Annotated in this window: 18 protein-coding genes; 6 read left to right on the top strand and 12 right to left on the bottom strand. The window is 42.4% G+C overall.

From position 1 onward, the window contains the following. Window positions 1-156: 156 nt before the first annotated feature. The 9 genes from IEZ33_RS19595 to IEZ33_RS19555 form a co-directional block, all read right to left on the bottom strand. Window positions 157-1,152, bottom strand: a complete 996-nt coding sequence (locus IEZ33_RS19595) for a sterol desaturase family protein (RefSeq protein WP_191601658.1) — start codon at window positions 1,150-1,152, stop codon at window positions 157-159. A gap of 65 nt (window positions 1,153-1,217) precedes the next feature. After that, on the bottom strand, window positions 1,218-2,612 hold the full coding sequence (locus IEZ33_RS19590; protein ID WP_191601657.1) for a DUF4856 domain-containing protein: 1,395 nt from the start codon (window positions 2,610-2,612) through the stop codon (window positions 1,218-1,220). Window positions 2,613-2,806: 194 nt separating this feature from the next. Further along, entirely contained in the window at window positions 2,807-3,496 is a 690-nt protein-coding gene (locus IEZ33_RS19585) for a 1-pyrroline-5-carboxylate dehydrogenase (RefSeq protein WP_191601656.1), read from the bottom strand. A 12-nt stretch (window positions 3,497-3,508) separates the two neighbouring features. Next, window positions 3,509-6,631, bottom strand: coding sequence for a bifunctional proline dehydrogenase/L-glutamate gamma-semialdehyde dehydrogenase PutA (gene putA / locus IEZ33_RS19580; RefSeq protein ID WP_191601655.1), 3,123 nt, complete (start codon window positions 6,629-6,631; stop codon window positions 3,509-3,511). Window positions 6,632-6,936: 305 nt separating this feature from the next. Further along, window positions 6,937-7,710, bottom strand: a complete 774-nt coding sequence (locus tag IEZ33_RS19575) for an AraC family transcriptional regulator (protein ID WP_191601654.1) — start codon at window positions 7,708-7,710, stop codon at window positions 6,937-6,939. A gap of 33 nt (window positions 7,711-7,743) precedes the next feature. Further along, entirely contained in the window at window positions 7,744-8,046 is a 303-nt protein-coding gene (locus IEZ33_RS19570) for a putative quinol monooxygenase (RefSeq protein WP_191601653.1), read from the bottom strand. A gap of 154 nt (window positions 8,047-8,200) precedes the next feature. Next, window positions 8,201-9,160: an NADPH:quinone reductase gene (locus IEZ33_RS19565; protein ID WP_191601652.1), complete on the bottom strand. Its 960-nt coding sequence runs from the start codon at window positions 9,158-9,160 to the stop codon at window positions 8,201-8,203. A 63-nt stretch (window positions 9,161-9,223) separates the two neighbouring features. Then, window positions 9,224-10,609 (bottom strand): TRAP transporter large permease, encoded by a 1,386-nt coding sequence (locus IEZ33_RS19560; protein ID WP_191601651.1) that lies wholly within the window; start codon window positions 10,607-10,609, stop codon window positions 9,224-9,226. Between the two features lie 4 nt (window positions 10,610-10,613). Further along, window positions 10,614-11,138: a TRAP transporter small permease subunit gene (locus IEZ33_RS19555; RefSeq protein ID WP_191601650.1), complete on the bottom strand. Its 525-nt coding sequence runs from the start codon at window positions 11,136-11,138 to the stop codon at window positions 10,614-10,616. A gap of 398 nt (window positions 11,139-11,536) precedes the next feature. On the opposite strand from IEZ33_RS19555, the gene IEZ33_RS19550 reads away from it, so the two are divergent. The 6 genes from IEZ33_RS19550 to IEZ33_RS19525 all read left to right on the top strand — a co-directional run bounded on the left by IEZ33_RS19550 (window position 11,537) and on the right by IEZ33_RS19525 (window position 18,809). Next, window positions 11,537-12,505 (top strand): PstS family phosphate ABC transporter substrate-binding protein, encoded by a 969-nt coding sequence (locus tag IEZ33_RS19550; protein ID WP_275672817.1) that lies wholly within the window; start codon window positions 11,537-11,539, stop codon window positions 12,503-12,505. Window positions 12,506-12,612: 107 nt separating this feature from the next. Next, a complete protein-coding gene (locus tag IEZ33_RS19545; protein WP_191601648.1) occupies window positions 12,613-14,868 on the top strand; it encodes an ABC transporter permease subunit in 2,256 nt (751 codons plus the stop codon). Between the two features lie 22 nt (window positions 14,869-14,890). Then, window positions 14,891-16,585: a phosphate ABC transporter permease PstA gene (gene pstA, locus IEZ33_RS19540; RefSeq protein WP_191601647.1), complete on the top strand. Its 1,695-nt coding sequence runs from the start codon at window positions 14,891-14,893 to the stop codon at window positions 16,583-16,585. Window positions 16,586-16,606: 21 nt separating this feature from the next. Beyond that, on the top strand, window positions 16,607-17,437 hold the full coding sequence (gene pstB, locus IEZ33_RS19535; protein ID WP_191601646.1) for a phosphate ABC transporter ATP-binding protein PstB: 831 nt from the start codon (window positions 16,607-16,609) through the stop codon (window positions 17,435-17,437). A 23-nt stretch (window positions 17,438-17,460) separates the two neighbouring features. Beyond that, complete coding sequence (phoU, locus tag IEZ33_RS19530; protein ID WP_191601645.1) at window positions 17,461-18,168, top strand: phosphate signaling complex protein PhoU; 708 nt, start codon at window positions 17,461-17,463, stop codon at window positions 18,166-18,168. 131 nt (window positions 18,169-18,299) lie between these two features. Continuing rightward, a complete protein-coding gene (locus IEZ33_RS19525) occupies window positions 18,300-18,809 on the top strand; it encodes a GAF domain-containing protein (RefSeq protein ID WP_191601644.1) in 510 nt (169 codons plus the stop codon). Between the two features lie 9 nt (window positions 18,810-18,818). On the opposite strand, the gene IEZ33_RS19520 is transcribed toward IEZ33_RS19525, so the two are convergent. The 3 genes from IEZ33_RS19520 to oppD form a co-directional block, all read right to left on the bottom strand. Further along, on the bottom strand, window positions 18,819-20,621 hold the full coding sequence (locus IEZ33_RS19520) for a sensor histidine kinase (protein ID WP_191601643.1): 1,803 nt from the start codon (window positions 20,619-20,621) through the stop codon (window positions 18,819-18,821). Window positions 20,622-20,823: 202 nt separating this feature from the next. Then, entirely contained in the window at window positions 20,824-21,828 is a 1,005-nt protein-coding gene (oppF, locus tag IEZ33_RS19515; protein WP_191601642.1) for a murein tripeptide/oligopeptide ABC transporter ATP binding protein OppF, read from the bottom strand. Continuing rightward, window positions 21,828-22,817 (bottom strand): ABC transporter ATP-binding protein, encoded by a 990-nt coding sequence (oppD, locus tag IEZ33_RS19510; RefSeq protein WP_191601641.1) that lies wholly within the window; start codon window positions 22,815-22,817, stop codon window positions 21,828-21,830. The genes oppF and oppD overlap by 1 nt, the downstream gene beginning before the upstream one ends. Window positions 22,818-22,821: the final 4 nt, after the last annotated feature.

Raw genomic sequence — 22,821 nt, 5'->3', positions numbered from 1 at the left:
GCTGCTTGCTCAATATAAGCATCATGCTCAATTTACTTAAGATAGCTTGAAGGATAAAGTATTGTTCTGTTTTGCCAATGTAGAAAGTACACGAGGGTACAGAATGTCTCTTTTAGAGAGGGCTCTGGTGAAACATATAAGGGGTTGGTGTCGTTTTTACTTTGACGTAGTTAAAGTGTTGTACAGCGAATTCAATGTCGTTTTTAGCTTTCGAATGAAAATACGCCAAGCGATTTGGAAAGGCAAGCAATACAGCCCAACCAGTTTGGCGTTCCTAATTTTACCTGCGACGCCAAACTGTATTTCCTGATGATCGTCGCCATATCTTAAGGTCCCGAATAATCTATCCCACACAGCGAGCGTAACGCCGAAATTACAATCAAAATGGATCGGATTTAACGAGTGATGCAATTGATGCTGAGCGGGTGAAATAAAGACAGATTCAATGGATTTCCCATAAGAAATAGGCAATGTGCTATGGCGAAGGTTTGCGCCTAGCAGGTTAAAAAAATAGGTGCTGACCAATACGCCATAGACAGTAAACAATGAAATTTGCTGAGGGAAGGTGGCCGCAAAGAGACCAATCACTATACCTTGAGAAATGGCGGATCTTAATGAAAATAATAGCCCTTCTATGGGGTGAGTTCTAAAAACCGTAAAAGGCGTCATCGTTGTTGCGCTATGATGGACTTGATGAAAAGCCCAAAGCAGAGGAGAGCGATGCATTAGCCAATGTATCAAAAAACGCGAGAAATCATCGAGCAGAAAAAAGCTTAAGGTAAAAAGTGCGATTACCCAATGGGTTGCAAGCACAATAGAAGGGAAGGAGATAACCCCGCTTAAACCTTGATAGTAAATCCAAGTAGCAATGGCGGCTTGAGAAAGTAGTTTTGGCGCGAGTAGAGAAAAAAAGAATTTATTGATTAGCCACAGAGCATAGTCTTGCCGTGACGAGGCATGCCACCAAACACTTGGCGATAGCCATTGCACAGAAGGTTTTAGACCTTGTCGGCCATATTTACCGACATACCAAGTGATAGCAAATACTACAGCAGACAATAAGTAGAGTATGGAGACTCGCTTCTTAGGGTTAAGAAGTTCACTAAATGCCTCGTTTAGGTTCTGTGTAAACCAATCAAAAAATAGCGCCAATATGTCTACGGCCCCTTTTTTAAGAGGCCGCTCCTGCCTGAATTCAATTGACTTGAACGATTGTATTAGTCATTTTCTGCACTGTTTGCTTCCGCATCAAGTTGCTCTAATACGGTGGTAATACCTGATGATTTATCGTTTAAGCGTGCTGTCAAAGAAAATGCTTTACCTAACAGGTTTTGTACTTTGATCATATTAAGTTGGTATTCTTTCATACTGATAGAAGCAGATTGAACATAGTCTCCTTGCTGATTCATCGCAATGACCTGTGAACCACCAAATAGTACGGGACTGAACCCAATTAGCCTGTCTAATTGAACTTGTGTCGCGCCCAGTTCTTGACCTGCTGCGCTTAACGACAACACAAAACCTTTCATTTCACCCCAATGTTTAATGTAGTCGCGAAAAACTTTTTTCACATCACCACCATTTTCATTTAACAGTTCGATGTTTTCTAAGTCTTTGTAGACTTGACCTGCGTATTTAAAGGCACTTTCTGCGATGACTTGCTGCCAAGCGCCTTTAATGGTTTTAGCGTAAGCGTGTAATGTCTTTAATTGCGATGACGTGAGTTTCTTACCTTCGGCACTCTGAATTAATGCTCGACCATCATAGAATGCTTTTACTATGGTATGGAAATATTCTGTATCGCTTGAGCTGTCTATCGAGGCGGCGTAATAAGCGTGAGCATAAGCCATTTCTGTTACTAAATCGACTTTTCCATCTTGGTTAAAGTCGGCTTTAGCAAGATAAGCAGGATTAAGTTTTACAATTTGTACTATGTCTTTGGGTGTTAAATTAAGAGAATGAATTGGGGCACCAAAGTAACCAAACGCTTCATCCCAGACATGTTCTCTACCAGTATAAGACGCGCCTTTTTTGTAGGCTTGATCATTTGGGTAGACGTCAGCTTCCAGTTTTTCATCTAAGTAATGATTAACGGCTTTGTTGTAGAAGACCGCACCCATGGCAAATTTAGAGATGAGCTGAGTGTAATCATAACCATTGATGGGGTCGAAGCCTGAATGCGTCTTACTCGCCTTCTCTATCATGTCGGTGAGAACTTCTTCACCTGATAAATTTCCAGGCCACCCAGTGATGACTCCTTTGTATGCACTGGATTTTAAGTCTTTATCTTTTGCTAACGCATCAACTTGGTTTTGCAATATGGGGAACTCTGGTTTACTGACGGGATCTATGATCTTGCGATCCGCGCCTTTGCCTGCATAGTAGGCTAAGAGTTCCGCTTTAATTTCTTCACTGTTTGAGCCATCTGCTTTTTTTGTTAATTGCTTTAAAGAATTATGTAAAGCATGGCGAGCAATTTGGCCGCCATATGATACGGAGGAGCTCGAGCTCCCCTGATAATCCGCTAATGTGATCTTAAAGTCGTACTCCATAGCGGTCACAGGTAACGCAATATGTAAGCCAATTAGTGACGCAAGCAAACGTTTCTTCACAGAACTCTCCTAACTAAAACGGGATAATTCAGTAAATATTATCATAACAAAAATGCAAATGAAATTGGTTATCATTGGTGTTGATGGGTGTGCTGTTTATCTGTAGTAGAAAAGAGAAGGGGGAAGCATTTTACAGTCCTCAGGTGGCGACCATAAAATGCTTTAGAAAGAAGAGTGGTTTGAGACGGAAGGAATTACTCTTCCATAACGCCTAATTCTAACAAGGTTGCATTACCACCAATCGCCGTTGTATTAATACTCACCGTTCGTTCTGTAACAAAACGCAAAATATAATTAGGGTTGGCAATAGTGAGCAAGTCTTCAGGATGCGTTTCTTCTACTAATTGGCAGATAACGCCGTCTTTTTTTGCTAACCGACGAGCAAGATCGATGGATTTTTCTGTTGAGGTTATTACGGCAACACCTGCAATCAAAGGTGAGTCAATAATAAGCTCCTCTGTTAACTCATCAACACTCTGAATAGTGCCCTCCGGTAGTGTAGAAGCCATCAACATTAATATATTGTCACCAAAATCACCTGCCGCAATGACGGTATTGCCGGCAATTAATGCGGCATATACTTGGCCAGTTAGCGCGACTTGGTGCTTAGAGTCTATCGCTTTTAGGTGAGAGGTACATAGAAATACTCCCCTTCCTTGCGTTGAGAGTTCATTTTTTTCACCCGTTGGCCCCGGTAAAGAGACGACTTCTGAAATTTGGGATAAGGCATTACTAATTTGCCATTCCGCCATATGTCTCGGTCTGTTTTTCAGGTTTTGGATAGATAAGCGAAGTAAACGAGCGCGTTCTTCTATACCGAGCTGTTCCCAGTGATCAAGAGACTCTAATGCTGTATTAATTTGAGATGGTTGTATTTGTGTCATCTTAATTCACTCCTAAAGAACTTTTTCAACGGCGAAACGGTGTAAATAGTGTGGGCCACCTGCTTTTGGACCTGTACCAGATAATCCTTGGCCACCAAATGGCTGAACACCAACGACGGCACCCACTTGATCTCGGTTTATATAAAGGTTACCCACACGAGCACGGCTGGCGATACGAGCACAGGTCGTTTCATTACGGCTATGTACACCCATTGTAAGGCCAAATCCTGAGTTATTAATCGTATCTATAATATTATCCAAGTCTTTCGCTTTATAACGTACGACGTGCATAATGGGGCCGAACTTCTCCTCCGTTAATAGATCAATACTGTTAATTTCAAACGCTGTTGGTGCAACAAAGGTGCCTTTATCCGCCCAATCAGGTAAGTCGGACTGAGCGATTAATTTGCCTTCAACGTTCATGCGTTCTATGTGTTCTAGCAACATCGCTTGCGCTTTTTTGTCGATGACTGGGCCCACATCGGTGCTGTGCAATTGTGGTAAACCGACGGCTTGCTCTTTCATGGCACCTTTGATCATTAGGATAACGCGATCAGCAATGTCTTCTTGAACAAACATGACACGTAATGCTGAACAACGTTGTCCTGCGGAGGCAAAGGCTGAACGAACAGCATCACGAACCACTTGTTCTGGCAAGGAGGTGGAATCGATAATCATGGCGTTTTGACCGCCTGTTTCAGCAATAACAGGAATTGGCGCTACATCACGGCTTGCTAGCGTACGGTTTATCAATTGGGCCGTACCTGTAGAGCCAGTGAATGCGAGTCCAGCAATACGGTTGTCATTGGTTAATGGAGAGCCAACAGTCGCTCCATCGCCTGGCAATAAATGCACAACATCACCAGGAACCCCCGCTTCTAATAGCAACTCAATGGCACGTACTGCAATTAAACTTGTTTGTTCTGCAGGTTTGGCAACAACGGTGTTGCCAACCACAAGCGCGGCCGATACTTGGCCAATAAAGATGGCTAAAGGGAAGTTCCAAGGGCTAATGCAAGCAAATACACCACGACCTTGACGTTCGATTGTTTTTTCGTCATCGATGAAGTCTTGGAATACTTGAGGCTCAGAAAACTTGCTGCGCGCTTGTTGCGCGTAATAACGACAGAAATCTACCGCTTCACGCACCTCATCAATACTGTCTTGAATGGTTTTACCCGCCTCACGGTGGCAAAGCGCCATCAATTCAGGGTAGTGTTTTTCCATTAAATCAGCCATGCGGTCTAAACAGTCGGCACGTTCAGACGTTGGCCGTTGAGACCAAGCAGGAAACGCCGCTTCCGCTAGGTCAATGGCTTTTGTTACTGTGTCCGTATCGGCCCAATCAATTTTACCCGCGGTTTCACTTAAGTCGTAAGGGCTGGTAATTGTGTGAGTGCGGCCTGTAGTGATTTTTTCACCACCCACAATCGGATACGCTCTCCATTGAGTTTCTTGGCCCATAAAGGTATCGATTTGAGCTTTGAAAGGAGTCCACTCAGACTCAATTTCAATATTAGGTCCATAAGAATTTTTACGGTCGCTAAATAAATTGATTGGCAAGTTAATAAAGGGGTTTGCTAACGATTTACGGCTTTCTAGTAGAGGAACAGGGTGACCAACTAAGTCTGAAACTGGGTACGTCGCATCAATCAGGCGATGCACGAATGAGCTGTTTGCACCGTTTTCAAGAAGGCGCCTTACTAGGTAAGGAAGCAAGTCTTTATGGTTGCCGACAGGCGCGTAAATTCGTACGTCTGTGCCGCTGTTTTTGATTAATGTGTCGTACAATGCGTCGCCCATTCCATGCAGTCTTTGGAATTCAAACTCATTTGTAGACGCGCCTAAGAGCTTCGACAAACTCGTAATGGTAGCAATGGTATGCGCATTGTGGCTCGCGAATTGTGGGAAGATGTGCTCTCTTGTGTGCGGCTTCAAAAGAAAATGAGCGCAGGCTAAATAAGACACATCGGTTGCTTCTTTGCGGGTGTATACAGGATAACCATTTACACCACGTTGTTGGCAAATTTTGATTTCAGAGTCCCAATAAGCGCCTTTTACTAGACGTAGTGGGATTTTATCTCCTTGCTCTCGTGCTAGCGCTGCGATCCAGGTTAGCACTGGTAGAGCACGTTTAGAGTAAGCCTGAATAACTAAGCCAAATAATCCCCAGCCTTGAGTTGCTTCGTCACGATAAAGCTTTTCAAAGAGTTTTAATGACATTTCTAAACGATCGGCTTCTTCGGCATCAATAGTGATGCCCACATTTACCTTTCGGGCTCTGATAAGTAAGCTTTTTACGCTTTCAAAAAGCTCCGTCATGACTCTGTCTTCATTGCCTACTTCATAACGTGGGTGCAATGCAGATAACTTAATTGATATGGTAGGGCGAGGGCCTGACGGGTAACTATCTTGACCAACAATATCAACGGCTTTCTCATAGGAACGTAAGTATTTTGTCGCGTCATCCGCTGTCAATGCGGCTTCGCCTAGCATGTCGAAAGAATAAGCGTAGCCTTTTTTACGGTAGTTTTTACCGCGAGATAACGCTTCTTTAATATCACGACCTAATACAAACTGATGCCCCATAACTTTCATGGCTTGGTTCATCGCTTTACGAATAACCGGTTCAGAGACTCGGTTAACCATACGATTAACTAATTTTGAAGGCTCGCCGTCTTTAACTTCATCCATTGTGACGATTTTGCCCGTTAGTAAAAGCCCCCAAGTGGACGCGTTTACGAAAAAGGATTCTGAGTTTTTTGCATGAGAGGCCCAGTCAGCGACGCTTAAGCGGTCTTTAATAAAAGCATCCGCGGTTTCTTTGTCTGGTACGCGCATTAAAGCTTCGGCTAAACACATTAACAAAATGCCTTCTTTAGTATCGAGGCTGTATTCCAATAACAAGGCATCGATCATAGACATACTGTCGTCGTCTTTGCGAACTTGTTCTATTAATTTTGTTGCCACTTCTGTACTGTTCTTTAATTCGGTATCAGATGGTCTAGCCAGTGGTAGCAACTCTCTCAGCCAAGCGGCTTCGTCGGCTTTATACAAAGGTGAAATGAGCTGCCATAATTCATTGAGAGGTTTCTCAATGAAAGTAGGCTTTAAAACTTCAATAGCGTTGAACATAATAGAGTCTCCGTAACGCAACAATCGATTAAAGCGTCTGGCCTTACATACAGCTGACAGAATAAGTCGTAGGGCATGACATGTCGCACCCATCTTAAAAAATCGTAATTCAGACGGTTTAATAGGTGCATAATTTGTGACGCTAATGTACTGATAGAACGCCTTCTGCGTCTTTCAGAAAAATCGTTTTTTTTTATAAAAAAGTCTGGTTTTTTTACAAGAAATTTACAGCGACTTTCTAAGTGTGCAAAAAAAATTGAAAAGTAAAAAATGTTTATAAAAAGGGCGTTTTTTTTACGAAAAAATTATCGCCACTGTTTCTGAAATTTTATAGGCGTTGTGCCTAGCATTTGGGTGAATAGGCTCGTCATGGCACTTTGACTGGAAAAACCACACATTTCAGCGACAAGTATTGGTGTAAAGCCTTCTATTAAGAGTGTTTGAGCTCGCTCTAAACGTTTCTTCATTAAATATTGATGGGGCGTAATGCCTGTTTTTTCCTTAAAGCGTTCATGGAACTGGCTGACGCTTAAAAAACAGAAATTCGCTAACTGATTAATATGTACTTTGCGAGACAAATTAAGTTCAATGAATTGGTCAAGTTGATCAATGTTCAGTTTATTGCCTTTTGGCCGAGCGACTTTGGTGTCATTGAGCTGGTGGCGGATGGCACTTAATAATGTATTACCACATGCTCGCGCCAGCATCTTGTCTTCAGGGTACTGTTGTAATTCACCACTTAATGCGGAAGCGAGTACTTGCAGCCTAGGGTTTAAGCGAAAAAAAGCCGCTTGATCAAAAAGCTGGGATACGGCTTCGTACTCTTCTTCAGTAATGGCTTTATTCGTCGGAGCGGGAAGATTAACCAACATTACTCTGTTGGCCCCTAGGCCTTGAAATGCATGGTATTCAGAGGATGGAACCAGGCAGCCTTGGCCTACTTGTAATTGTTTGTCATGGCCATTGATATCAAAGTCTGTATTGCCGTCCAATACAATCACGAGCTGATGATAGTCATGCTCATGAGTACTGGCTTGGCTGGGTAAACTAACAATATCAGTTGGGTTCAAGGCGTTCACCAAAAAGTTGTAATTTTGTATTACTTATAGAGCTTAGAATGCGTCTTTTCTACTTAGTGTGTCTAAATACATTACTTTATAGGGGTCTAAAAGGTATTCATCAAGATGCTTAAAATGCGGTAAAGTTAGTAGCACTTTACCAAAATTTTTATGGTCTTCAATACTCTCCCACTTTTCTATTTCGACGATACGATTACTTTTCTCTAGGCCTTTTAGTAGCACGACACTCAGAGCCCCAGCTTGAATCATATGGATTTGATTGGATTCTAATAGTTCAATAAAAGGCTTCACTAAATCTGGTTTAACATTAAAGGTAACAACAACAGTGACACTCATAGAATACACTCCTCACAAGTGATATATAAATCCCATATAGAATTTATATATCATCTAAATGTGATAAATAAAAGAGAAGACGGAATAGTGCTTCCCTTTTAAGTGTGGCTATAAAATACACATACGTAAACATACGTTGCGTTTTTACGCTTCTTTAATTTATTTTAATAACCAAATTTCCCTGAGCGCCCGACTTCATCACATCTTCATGGGCTTGTGAGATGGCATCTAATGAGTAGACTTTGCGCACAACAGGCTTAAGAAGACCGCCATTCAACAATGGATAGAGTGATTTTGCGATTAAATCAAGCTCCGCTGGCTTAATGTTTGCTAAGGCTACACCCATGACAGCCGCATCTCTTGCCATTAAATCCCTAGGATTGATTTCCACTGTTCCTCGGTTACCTACAACAGCGACTCGGCCACCGAAAGCTAGTGCTTTTAGATCTTGGTCAAGGTTATGATTGGCCAACATTTCAATAATAACATCAAAGCCTTGCTCTAAAGATTGATAGGGCGTTAAATGATCTGCTTGGGTATGATCAAGTACAGTATGTATTCCTTGTTGTTCTAATAATGTACGGCCTTCCGGCGTGCCTGCGGTAGCCACCACATTCATACCTAAGGCTTTAGCTAATTGAATAACGGCTATACCTACAGCACCAGTGGCGCCATGAACTAATACCTTCTCATCTGTTTTGGCGTTTGCTCGGCCTAATAATGCACGATGCGCTGTTGTATAAGGAATGCCTAGACAGGCGCCTTCTTCAAAGCTTAATGCATCCGCTAAAGGAAAAGTGTGTGTCGGAATGCAAACGGCAAATTCAGCGGCCGACCCTGAGAGGTTACGACTAAAATAAACGCGTTGACCAACATGGAAGCCGTTAACATTCTCCCCAACTTCTACGACCTCTCCTGATCCGTCTAAACCAGGGGTGTGGGGGAAGGTTGTTGTATAATTATTGGTGCCTGAGCGAATATAGGTATCAACAGGATTTACGCCTGCCGCTTTAACTGCCACAAGAACTTGCTCGGAGCTTATAGACGGAATAGCCGTTTCTTCTAAGGCCAACTCACTTGCTGGACCATATTGCTGTATTTGAATCGCCTTCATGTGTTTTCCTTTGTATCTATGTTACTTAAAAAGTAAGAGCAACCGAGGTTGCTCTTAAAGACATTAATCATAAACTACGGATGGTAACCAAGTTGCCAATGCTGGCCAAACAGTCAATAAAATTAAAACAAAAATTTGTATTCCAATAAAAGGGATAACGCCCTTATAAATGGCTGATGTTTTGAGCTCTTTTGGCGCAACGCCACGTAAATAAAATAAAGCAAACCCAAACGGTGGCGTTAAGAAAGAGGTTTGCAGGTTAATCGCCATCATAATACCAAGCCAAACAGGGTCTAAGCCCATGGCCAATAAGACGGGTGCCACAATAGGTACAACCACAAAGGTGATCTCAATAAAGTCTAGAATAAAGCCCAATAAAAACATCACTAGCATGACGATAATCATGGCACTAACAACACCACCTGGAAGGCCATGAAAGAATTCATGAATCAATTCTTCACCACCAAACCCACGAAACACTAAAGAGAATAAAGAGGCTCCGATTAATATTAAGAACACCATGGAGGTGACTTTTGTGGTTGAGTGGACGACTTCTTTCAGAGTCGCTAGGTTCAATCTACCGCTTATGTACGCCAACATTGCGGCACCAAGAGCACCAACTCCTGACGCTTCAGTGGGTGTCGCAACACCAGATAATATCGATCCTAGAACCGCTATAATCAGTGCTAGTGGAGGGACAAGACCTTTAATCAACATAATCGCCATGGATTCGGTTGACCCCTGGCGCAGTTCTTCTTTTGAGACCGCTGGGGCCTTGTGAGGTTGTAGCCATGCGACCAAAGAGACATACACAATATACAGCACAACCAGAATAAGGCCTGGGATTAAGGCACCAACAAAAAGGTCTCCAACCGAGACTGTTTTAGGAGAAAATATGCCCATTTGCAGTTGTGCTTTTTGAAACGCATTCGACATAACATCGCCAAGCAGAACCAATGCAATGGAAGGTGGAATGATTTGACCTAAGGTGCCGGTTGCACAGATAGTTCCTGCAGCAAGGGAAGGATCGTAGCCACGACGTAACATGGTGGGTAAAGAAATCATTCCCATCGTGACGACGGTCGCACCCACAATCCCGGTACTGGCGGCCAATAATGCGCCGACTAGAATGACAGAAATACCGAGACCACCTCGTAACGTGCCGAACAGCATGGCCATACTCTCTAGTAATTTTTCAGCGAGTTTGGACTTTTCGAGTAAAACTCCCATTAAAACAAAAAGAGGAACGGCAATCAGCGTTTCATTTCTAATGATACCGAAAAGGCGATTGGGTAGGGCTTCCAAGAACACACTGTCAAACGTACCTACAAGACTGCCAACTCCGGCAAAAATAAGGGCCGTACCACCAAGCGAGAAGGCCACTGGGTAACCAAACATCAAACAAATACAAACGGCTGCAAACAGCCATATTGGGATTAATTCGACCATTACTTTATCCTTGATCAACCGAGATATTAGAAGAAGACTGCAAGACACCAATATTTTTTATTATGTCGGCAATGCCCTGAATGATTAAGCTGACCATCATTAAAGGAATGAGTGTTTTTAATAAGTAAATAAAAGGTAAACCACCCGGTTCTTGAGAGGTTTCAAGTACGCGCCACGAGGCTCCAACGTATTCTATACTTAAATAGCCAGTATATAAGGTGACTGGTAATAGGAAGAATAAGCCACCTAAAATATTTACCCATGCTTTTTTTCGTGCCGTGAAAGTGCGATAAAAGACATCCACTCTAACATGTTCATCATCTTTGAAAGTGTAAGCGGCACCGAGCATAAAGACCAATGCGTGAAGATAGAGAACGGATTCTTGTAATGCAATGGAGCCAATATTAAATCCATACCTTAAAAGTACGATTAAGCAAGTAAGCAGCATCATTACGAGTGTTAGCCAAGATACACATTTCCCTGTAAACGAAGAAATGGCCTCCGCTAAATAGACGTGTTTGTTAACCATTGAGGTACCTATTAAACGCTAATTAATGTTATTGAATGATAAGTCGAATAAAAATTGAGCCGTCAGTTTATTGGATAACGCTATCTATGGGAATAGATTGGGTTATCTGAGGTGACCATAAGACGTTAATCTGACGTTGATTCTGTATTTATTCATGGTGAAACGTCTCTCTATTAGGTTATTAGGTGTGGTGACCATGTTACGAATGGGTATTATCTACTAATAAGAACGTGTCTATGACGGTTCTTTTAGTGAGTTACAGAATAAGCAATAATTTATTTAGTTAAATAGGAGGCTTTAACATAACTGTCACATTCGTCTTTTATAGTATCAATCATAGCAAAGGCAAACGGCTTTTCTCTCTTTAATTAGATGTAACCACTGAGGTTGATATGATGATGAAAAATTTAGTTGTAGGTTTAACAATGGCGGCCGCTGTTGGTGTTTCGGCTAACGCAATGGCTGATATTGATCCAATGCTTCCTGCTTACGCTAAAGCAAGTGGCGTTTCTGGTAACGTATCAAGCGTTGGCTCTGACACGTTGGCTAACTTGATGACATTGTGGGCCGAAGATTTTAAACGCCTATATCCTAATGTGAACATTCAAATTCAAGCGGCTGGCTCTTCTACTGCGCCACCAGCGTTAACGGAAGGTACATCTAACTTCGGTCCTATGTCTCGTAAAATGAAAGACAAAGAGATTGCCGCTTTTGAGAAAAAATACGGTTATGCACCTACCGCTATTCCAGTAGCTATCGATGCACTGGCGGTTTTTGTACATAAAGATAACCCAGTTAAAGGTTTGTCTCTGCCTGAAGTTGATGCCATTTTCTCTTCTACTCGTAAGGGTGGCCACAGTGAAGACATTACTAATTGGGGCAAAGCGGGTCTAACTGGCGCTTGGGCTGACCGTGATATTCAATTATTTGGTCGTAACTCGGTATCTGGTACCTACGGTTACTTTAAATCAAATGCACTTTTCAAAGGTGATTTCAAAAACAGTGTTAATGAGCAACCTGGCTCAGCCTCTGTCGTTCAGTCTGTATCGACCTCTTTGAACGGCATTGGTTATTCAGGTATTGGATACAGAACGTCTTCTGTTCGTGCTGTAGCCATTTCTAAGAAAGAAGATGGGAAATATGTTGATGCATCCATCGAGAATGCATCAACAGGCGCATATCCATTGTCTCGTTTCCTATGGGTATATGTAAACAAAGCACCTAACAAACCACTTGCTCCATTACAGCGCGAGTTCGTTAAAATGGTTCTTTCTAAGACGGGTCAAGAAGTTGTGGTAAAAGACGGTTATGTTCCTTTACCAGCGAAAGTAGCTAACAAGTACTTGAAAGATCTTGGTATTAACTAATTCGAGTCTGAATTAGTTCGCTAAAGATGAAAAGCAGGAGGGTTTCGACTTCTCCTGTTTTTGCTGCTTTCAAGGTTGTCATAATTTTGTAATAAAGATGAGTTCGGATGAGTAAATTAACTGACCGTAATATTCCGGAGTTGGATTTCAATACGCCTGCTTTGCTACGTCATAGGAAGGTTCGAGCGCTAAAAGATCGATCAGCAACGGTTGGCATTGCCATCGGTGGTTGTAGTGTTATTTTGGCGGTTCTCTTGATCTGTTTCTATTTGCTTTATGAAGTAATGCCTTTGTTTTCTGGGGCAGAAGTAGAGAAAAGAGCGGCTTACGATTTGCCAGCCAAAGAGCAAGGTGTAAGTGTCTATCTGACAACAGAAGAGCAAACCGAAGTCGGTATGCGTGTTTCTGAAACAGGACAGATAATCTTCTTTTCTACTGCAGATGGTTCGGTCATTGAGCAAGTAGATAACCCAATAGATGCAAAAGTGACGGCGTTTGCTGTTGAATCGGATACGAGCTTTCTTTTAGGTTTTGGTTATGAAGATGGGCGTGTTTTATTAGTAAAACATAAGTACATTATTTCGTATCCAGACGGTACTCGTCATATTCGCCCTGTTGTTGAATACCCTTACGGTACGGATGGAATATCAGCGGGCGACTTTGCTATTCGTAAATTGGCACTGCGTGACAGTGACGATAAGTTAACCATAGCCAGTTTAGGCGACTCCAAGAGTGCGATTACTAAACTGGATAAAGACGTTAACTTTATCACTGAAGAGGTTGAACTAACGGAAACTACTCAATCACTGCCTTTCGTACCAAACACGGCGGAAATGTTAATTAGTGGTGATCAACGTTATTTATACGTCGCATCGATACAAGGTTCTTTGACCGAATTTGATCTACGAGATTTTGATGACATTAGCTTAAAAGCGCAATTTGAGTTAACCAAAGGGGATGCTCAAGTTGTGTCAATGACGTACTTACTTGGACAATCTTCCATTATGGTGGCGGATACATCAGGTCGAGTCAGTCAATGGTTTAATGTTCGTAATGATGATAACGAAGAAATACTTACTTTTATACGTGATGTGAAGCAGCCTGTTTCCATTGAAAACATTGCTATGGAGCATCGTCGTAAAGGCTTTGCGACCTTGGATGATCGTGGTGTGATTGCGGTCTACAATGCAACGTCAGAAAGACAAGTCATTAATGAACGTTTGAGTGATGAAACCGCTCATCTAATTGCCTTTTCCCCACGTGCTAATGCGCTTTTAATTGAGGACAGTCGTGGTATTCAAGTGTACCACGTTGACAATGAGCACCCAGAAGTCTCTTGGTCTTCAATATGGAGTCAAGTGTGGTACGAAGGGTATCAAGAGCCAACTTATACTTGGCAGTCTTCCGCGGCAAATAACGACTTTGAACCAAAATACAGCTTAATGCCTCTCGCATTTGGTACGCTTAAAGCCGCTTTTTACGCCATGTTGATGGCGGTGCCTTTAGCCATTTGTGGAGCGATTTATACGGCGTATTTCATGGCGCCAAAATTGCGTCGTAAAGTGAAGCCAGTCATCGAGTTAATGGAAGCATTACCTACTGTTATTTTAGGTTTCTTAGCGGGCTTGTTCTTTGCCCCTTTCCTAGAAGAAAACTTAGCGGCCGCTTTTAGTATCTTGATTATCCTACCTGTTGGAATTTTAGCATTTGCCTATATCTGGTCGCGTTTGCCGACTCAGATTCGTTGGTTATTACCTGATGGTTGGCAGCCGTTGATTCTGATACCTGTCGTGGTCTTTTTGGGTTGGTTCTGTGTGGCCATGAGTCCCGTCATTGAGCTGAACTTCTTCGACGGTAATATTCGTTCCTGGATCACGAATGACCTAGGGATTACCTTTGACCAACGCAATGCTTTAGTGGTTGGTTTTGCAATGGGCTTTGCGGTTATTCCTACCATCTTCTCGATTACCGAAGACGCTATTTTCAGTGTGCCTAAAGCATTAACTCAAGGGTCTTTGGCATTGGGGGCCACTTACTGGCAAACCATGACGCGAGTTGTACTACCAACGGCTAGCCCGGGTATTTTCTCGGCGGTCATGATTGGTATGGGGCGCGCTGTTGGTGAAACCATGATTGTGCTTATGGCAACGGGTAATACACCAATAATGGACTTCAATATCTTTGAGGGAATGCGGACATTGGCCGCCAACTTAGCGGTAGAGGTGCCAGAGTCCGAAGTAGATAGCTCCCATTATCGAATTCTATTTTTAGCCGCGTTCGTTCTGTTTATCTTTACCTTTGTGGTGAACACTATTGCAGAAACAGTGCGTCAGCATTTACGTAAAAAATACGGTTCGCTGTAACTTATTCTAAGTGAGAGTAACAATGAAGAAAACATCCGTATCGGGTTGGGTTAAGTCAGGTGAACCATGGGTATGGCTTAACGCTGGCGCAGTAGCAATCTCTGTCATTATGGTCATTGGGTTATTATTACTCATTGCCGTTCGAGGTCTGGGTCATTTTTGGCCCGCTGATATTGTTGAAGGGCGTTATGCACTACCAGGTAACGAGCCTTATAAAATCGTTGCAGAGCGTGTTGAAAGCGTTGATGTACCATCAGCACAGTTAGTAGAAGCGGGCATTAACGTTGATGAATCTATCCAGATTATGCAACGTACCTTAATGAAAGTAGGTAACCGTGATGTCTATGGTGCTGATTTTCGTTGGGTTATTGATAACTATATGGAAGACACTGTTCGTCCAGAAATGTTGTTTGCCGCTGAGCGTCGTGAGTGGGGTAACATGTATGGCTACTTATTGGCGGTAAAAGAAAATGGTAACGTCGTTGCTTCTACCGAAGATAAGACGCCAACCGATTCGTCCTTAGCGACATGGGATATCATGCAAGAGCGCATCGAACGTGCGTTAGTGATACATGACGATATTTACCAAGTAGAGAAACATGATATTGGTAAAATAAATCATGGCTTGGAACGCCTTCGCCTCAAAGAGCGAGGCTATGTGCTGGAAGGTACATTAACGCCTGAACGCCAAGCGGATCTTGAAGCCGAAAGAGCGATGTTTGATGCTGAATACAAAGTTTTGCAACAAAAGCTAATCGACTTATACGCTCAAATTAACCGTGATACGGTTTTAGTCGAAGCAATGGATGGTACGGTAATTGAGCAAAGTGTCGCTAAGATTGTTCGTGCGTATCGTCCAAATTCAATGGGCATTATCGAAAAACTGGCTTTTTACGGCTCAAAGTTATGGGAATTCTTATCCGATGACCCGCGTGAAGCCAATACGGAAGGTGGGGTTTTTCCGGCCATCTTTGGTACGGTTATGATGGTACTGCTGATGACGGTATTGGTGACGCCGTTTGGTGTTGTGGCGGCGGTTTATCTTCGTGAATACGCTTCTCAGGGTGTGTTAACTCGGGTTATTCGTATCGCAGTAAACAATCTAGCGGGTGTGCCTTCTATCGTATACGGTGTGTTTGGTCTCGGTTTCTTTATTTACTTTATGGGGTCATCGATTGACCAAGCCTTCTTCCCAGAAGCGCTACCTTCGCCAACGTTTGGTACGGGTGGTCTTATGTGGGCATCGATTACGTTGGCTTTATTAACCGTCCCTGTAGTCATAGTAGCAACTGAGGAAGGCTTATCTCGTATTCCTCGTAATGTGCGTGAAGGCAGTTTGGCTCTTGGTGCAACGAAAGCAGAAACGTTATGGCGTGTGGTGTTGCCTATGGCCAGCCCTGCGATTATGACCGGTGTGATTCTTGCTGTGGCGCGCGCGGCTGGGGAAGTGGCTCCTCTCATGCTGGTTGGTGTTGTGAAATTAGCGCCATCTTTGCCTTTAGACGGTAATTACCCTTTTATCCATTTGGATCAAAAATTCATGCATTTAGGTTTCCATATTTACGATGTTGGTTTCCAAAGCCCAAATGTTGAAGCGGCGCGACCATTAGTTTATGCAACGGCACTCTTGTTGGTTATTGTTATTGCATTACTGAATTTTTCGGCGGTTACCATTCGTAACCATCTACGTGAAAAATACAAATCGCTAGAAATGTAAGCTGGCGGAGAAGAGAAGATTATGAGCGAAACAAAGACACACTCAATTGATATTTCAGCAATGAAACGTAGCCAGCAAGCATTGAATATTCAAGAGGAAAAAATTTGCTTGTCAGTGAATGACTTACACCTTTATTACGGTGAAAAAGAAGCCCTTAAAGGGGTAGATATGATCATTCCTGAGAAAAAAGTAACCGCGTTTATCGGTCCTTCTGGTTGTGGTAAATCCACACTATTACGATGCTTCAATAGAATGAATGATTTGGTGGATGCCTGTCGTATCACTGGTGATATAAATTTACATGATAAAAATATTTATCAAAAAGGCACGGATGTCGCGGAGTTACGCCGTCGTGTTGGTATGGTATTCCAAAAGCCGAACCCATTTCCTAAAAGTATTTATGAAAACGTTGCTTATGGCTTGCGTATACAAGGCATTAATAAAAAACGCATATTAGATGAAACGGTTGAGTGGGCGTTACGTTCGGCGGCGTTATGGGACGAAGTAAAAGACCGATTACATGAAAGTGCACTAGGCATGTCGGGTGGTCAGCAGCAACGTTTGGTGATTGCTCGTACTGTAGCCGTTAAACCAGAAGTATTGCTTTTGGATGAGCCTGCGTCGGCCCTGGATCCTATTTCCACGCTGAAAATTGAAGAATTGATTCATGAATTGAAGAAAGACTTCACCATTGTCATTGTAACGCACAATATGCAGCAAGCCGCGCGCGTTTCTGACTATACGGCATTTATGTACATGGGGGATTTGATCGAGTTTGGAGACACCAATACGTTGTTTACTAACCCTGAGAAAAAACAAACAGAAGACTACATCACGGGTCGTTACGGTTAGGCTTAAGGCAGAGGACGAAGATAATGAAAGAATTAACAACAGATCATATTTCTCAGCAGTTTAATCATGAGCTAGAAACGTTGCGTCAGCACTTTTTAACCATGGGTGGTGTTGTCGAAAATCAGGTGAGTGATTCCGTACAAGCGTTATTGGATAGCAACGGCAGCTTGGCGGAAGACGTTAAAGATAAAGATGCCACAGTAAATCAGCTTGATGGACTAATTGATGAAGAGTGCACTCGCATCTTAGCTCGCCGTCAGCCCGCCGCATCGGATTTGCGCTTAATTATGTCTATCAGTAAAGCGGTAGGGGAGTTAGAGCGTATGGGCGACGAAGCAAAAAAAATTGCGTCTCTAACGATTGCTCTCATTGAAGAGGGAGAATCTCCTCGTGGTTATGTGGAAATTAACCGTATAGGGCAAATGGTATCCTCTATGGTACATGATTCGTTGGACGCGTATGCTCGGTTAGACTTGGAAGCCGCGATCAAGGTAGCAAAACGTGACCGCAATGTTGACCTGGAATACAAAACCGCCATCCGCTCGCTGGTTACTTATATGATGGAAGATCCTCGCAGTATTACTCGAGTACTTAATGTGATTTGGGTGCTGCGTTCACTTGAGCGTATTGGCGATTACGCTCGTCATATCTGTCAGCATTTGGTGTATATGATTAAAGGCGTGGATGTGCGTCATGTACCGCTTTCTGAAATAGACAATGAAGTAAAATAGTGCTTCGCATGTAATCAAGTCATTTTTATAATGATGTTAAAAGCCGTACTTTTATTTGAGTACGGCTTTTTTATTGATTTTATACTGCGTTCGTCATTATTATCGATTTTCTTTTTGTTTGGCCAAATACTATGTTTGAGATATCAGTAGATACGTCGCTTTCTAAGGTGGATTTTTATAAAGAATTAGACGCTCAGCTAACGGGGTTGCTTTATGATGAGCGAGATCTCATTTGTAATGCGGCTCAATTGTCCGCTTTTATTATGCAAAGCGTGCCCGACCTTAATTGGTCTGGGTTTTATTTTGCTCGAGGTGAAGCGCTTATTTTAGGACCGTATGTTGGCAAAGTGGCTTGCACTCGAATTCCTTTTTCTAAAGGCGTATGTGGCGCGGCCGCCACAACGCGAACTGTCCAGCGGGTAGAGGATGTTCACCGCTTTCCTGGGCACATTGCTTGTGATGGTGATACCGAGTCTGAGCTGGTTATTCCGGTTATGGTGGCCGATACGTTACTGGCGGTATTCGATTTGGACAGCCCAATAAAAGGCCGATTTACATTAGAAGATCAACAAGGTATCGCACAGTTGGTGGCTACTTTTATAAACGCGACGGACTTTGGTTGGTCATTAGGCTCTCATTAGTCTTTGTCTCTAAATAGAATGGTGTTGGTAATAGTCAGTGAGTGTTTTTCTTAATGTAATTTGAGTCAGCGGAAAAGTGAAAGTGGCGTGAGATATTTCGGTGGTTTTCACCTGCTTGCATTTATTCGATGAGAGGATTAAACATTGATTTTTAGCCAGCTCGGTAAGCTGCAAGTAGTCTAATTCATCTAGATAGGTATCGTTACTGATAATGACGATATCTACCTTAATGGTTAATGGGCCTGTTAGTCTTTCTGTTGTCAATGTTGGGTCCATCCCAAGAGAGCTCACCTGCATATTAATAATATGTGCAGGCTGCTCTTCCTCAATAATCAGTACTTTTTTATTTTCTAATAGAGAGATCGCTTTCTCCATGACAATTTCTTCCTTGATTTTATTGATGTTTTTGTCGAAATAAATGGGGATATCCATCCAAAACTCGTCTCCCATCCCGTGTTGTGTGGAAAATTGCAGTTGACCGCCTATGACCTTTGCTAAGTGATAGCAAATGGATAGATTTAACCCTGTCATATACTTTCTAGAGTCATCTGATTCCAAATAATAGAAACTTGATCCTATCGCATTACGTTGTTCTTCTGTCAGTGTAATACCCGCCGCACGAACAGAAACTTGAATGGTAATGGCATCCAGGTTTTTACTTAGATCAGGGCGCCAATCTGATGAATGTATCGGAGATTCTCGAACAACTACGCTGATGTTATGCGCAGACGAAAGGATGAGAGCGTTTTCTAACAAGGCCGACAAAATTTGAGTCAAACGAGTAAAGTCACTGTAAATATGGCTTGGAAGGTTTAAATCAATGAAGCTAAAAAGGCTACAGCTTGAGTATCTGCTGTTGTTACTGATTCTTTGACAGACCTCTTCAAACTGTTTATGTAAATTGCCATAAGAAAAATGCAGCTCTAAGCTGTTGGCCTCTAGTTTTGATAAATCTGAGAAAGCGTTTAAATTGTTAAGTACCGTCTCGCCTGAATTCTGTACGGTTAACAACATATTTTTCTGTGATTGGCTTATTTTAGATCGAAGTAAAATAGTGGCGATGCTTAATATGCCATTTATGGGGGTTCTTAGCTCATGATTAAGAACGGATAGGAAGCGCATTCTACCCGTAGTAATGGTTGTTAATTTTCTCGAAAGTTCTGAAATACGCTTGAGGTTGTGATTATTTTTATTTAAGAAACGAGCGCACAAAAAGATAAATAAAAATAATACACAGAGTAGAAACGACACTAACCAAGAGATTGACTCGAGATTTTCATCAAGCTTCTGTTGTTTAGTTGACCTATATTGAATGGCATTTCTGTTGGTTAAACGAACCAATTCATTTATTTTTGCTTCTATAAGAGTAAGATTTTGAACTATTTCTTTAGTGTCAAGGATCGGTTCTTTTTCGAGCGCATCAATGTCTATTGACAACAAATTTAGTCCGCCGTTAATAAAAAAAATGAGTTTAATTGGGTTTCCATCCTCAAAAAAACGCGCAACATTGTTTATCTCCCCATTCCTGAGTATATCGATGCGGTTAATTAGGTAAGCGTACTCAGTCTGTAAATCACCGTCTAAAGGCAAGTCTTCCTGGGTTAATAGAGCGACATAATTAAAAAATCGATAATACTGCACTTGCAGCTGCTGTGTTTCCCATAGTGCTTTATCAAAGGTGACTTCATAACGATTTTTTTGAGTTGAATTAATCACATTGATGGTGATCAAAGTGATGGAAATCATGAATACAGTCAAGATAGAAACGGCAGGAATAATCTTATTTTTGGTTTTCTTTAGGTTCAGTTTCATGACAGTAATAAAATCCTTTTATACGGTACTGGTCGAAGAGGTAAATGTGATTGATACCCACTGATAATAGACTATTTGACCATAAAAAAATCTAACAATCGCAAGTTTGGCCGACAAATAGGGAAATAAAAAAGCCACTCAAAGAGCGGCTAAAGAGGAGGGTTCTCTTTTTATAGCAAAGAGACAGCTAACACTTAGGTTGTTAATCGGATAGTTCACCAAGGCGTAAACAAGATGCTTTATGTGTCGTTGAAACGGTCTGAAGGTGTGGTCGCGTAGCTGAGCAGCGTTCATTAGCATCAGGACAGCGGGTTCTAAAAACGCACCCAGAAGGTGGATTTATGGGCGACGGTAAATCGCCCGCTAATAACTGAATGGTTTTATTTCGCTCAATATTGGGATCGGGAACGGGGACGGCCGATAAGAGAGCTTTCGTGTAGGGATGCTGAGGTGAATTATATAAAGAATGTTTATCTGCTAACTCGACAGCATGGCCTAAGTACATGACCAAAACGCGATCTGAAATGTGCTTTACCACGCTTAAATCGTGAGCGATAAACACCAAGGATAAGCCCATTTCGGCTTGTAATTCTTTGAGCAAATTCACCACTTGTGCCTGAATCGAAACATCCAGAGCAGAAACCGGTTCGTCACACACCACTAACTTTGGTTTCAGAATCAAAGCACGTGCAATCCCAATACGTTGGCACTGCCCGCCAGAAAACTCATGGGGGTAGCGGTTAATGACATTGGGTAATAGCCCAACGCGATTCATAATAGAGCGTACTTCCGTTTTTACGTCTTCCCTCGACAATTCAGGGCGAAATGTTCTAAGTGGTTCGGCGATGATATCGCCGACTGTCATACGAGGATCAAGAGAGGCTAAAGGATCTTGAAAAATCATTTGCAGCTCTTGGCGTTTGCTGCGCATTTGTTTTTTGTCCAAATCCGTCAGGTCTTGACCAAGCCAAATTACATGGCCTTCAGTTATTGGGACAAGGCGAAGTAAAGCGCGAGCTAGAGTGGATTTACCACAACCAGATTCGCCTACCACACCGAGTGTTTCTCCTGCGTAAATGGTTAGATCTACCCCATCGACGGCTTTGAGCGCTTGACCTTTTTCCCATGGCCACGCATTGTCTGCTTTGATATTGAAGTGGACTTTTAAGTTGTTCACTTCCATTAATACAGTATTTGACGTATTCATTAGGCGACCCATCCATCAACGGATTTATGACAAGCTCTTAGTTGACCTGGTGCAAACTCTTGCAATGTTGGCGTACTCTCTCCACAGCGATCTTTGGCAAATTCGCAACGCGTTTGGAATGGACAACCAGAGGGTAAATGCAATAGATTAGGGGGGTTGCCTGGAATGGTTGATAGTTTCTCGTCATCGACATCTAGACGTGGGATCGCTTTTAGCAAACCTTGAGTATAAGGATGAGTAGGGCGATAAAATACGTCTGTTGCTGTGCCGTATTCCATTGTTTGTCCAGCGTACATGACCAATACCTTGTCACATAAGCCTGCCACCACCCCTAAATCATGAGTGATCATGATAATGGAGGTGTTAAAGTCGTCTTTTAATTCATTTAATAAGGTCAGTATTTGTGCTTGAACAGTAACATCTAATGCCGTCGTCGGTTCATCGGCAATCAGTAATTTTGGTTGACATAATAAGGCCATGGCAATCATTACTCGTTGACGCATTCCACCTGAAAATTCGTGTGGGTACATGGTCATGCGTTTACGAGCCTCAGGCATTTTTACCGCATCCAACATTTTTACAGAGACTTCGAAGGCTTCGGTTTTGCTCATCCCTTTGTGTAGCATCAAGACTTCCATGAGTTGTTTGCCGACTTTCATATAAGGGTTTAATGAGGTCATAGGGTCTTGGAAAATCATCGCTATTTCTTTTGAGCGAATACGGTTCATCGCTTTTTCATTTAAGGTAAGTATGTTTTGCTCGTTAAAGCGAGCCTCTCCTTCAATGACGCCATTGCCCGCTAATAAGCCCATTAGTGCAAACGCTGTTTGGCTTTTGCCTGAACCGGATTCTCCCACAATGCCCAGCGTTTCTCCCTGCGCCAAGGTAAAATTAAGATCATTTACTGCGGTAACGAAACCATCAGGTGTTCTGAAATTTACCCGTAAGTTATTTACTTCTAATAAGTTTTTTTTACTTGATACGTTCATAAGG

This window comes from Marinomonas algicola (assembly GCF_014805825.1).
GTDB classification, from domain to species: Bacteria; Pseudomonadota; Gammaproteobacteria; order Pseudomonadales; family Marinomonadaceae; genus Marinomonas; species Marinomonas algicola.
This window is presented reverse-complemented; position numbering and strand designations above follow the sequence as displayed.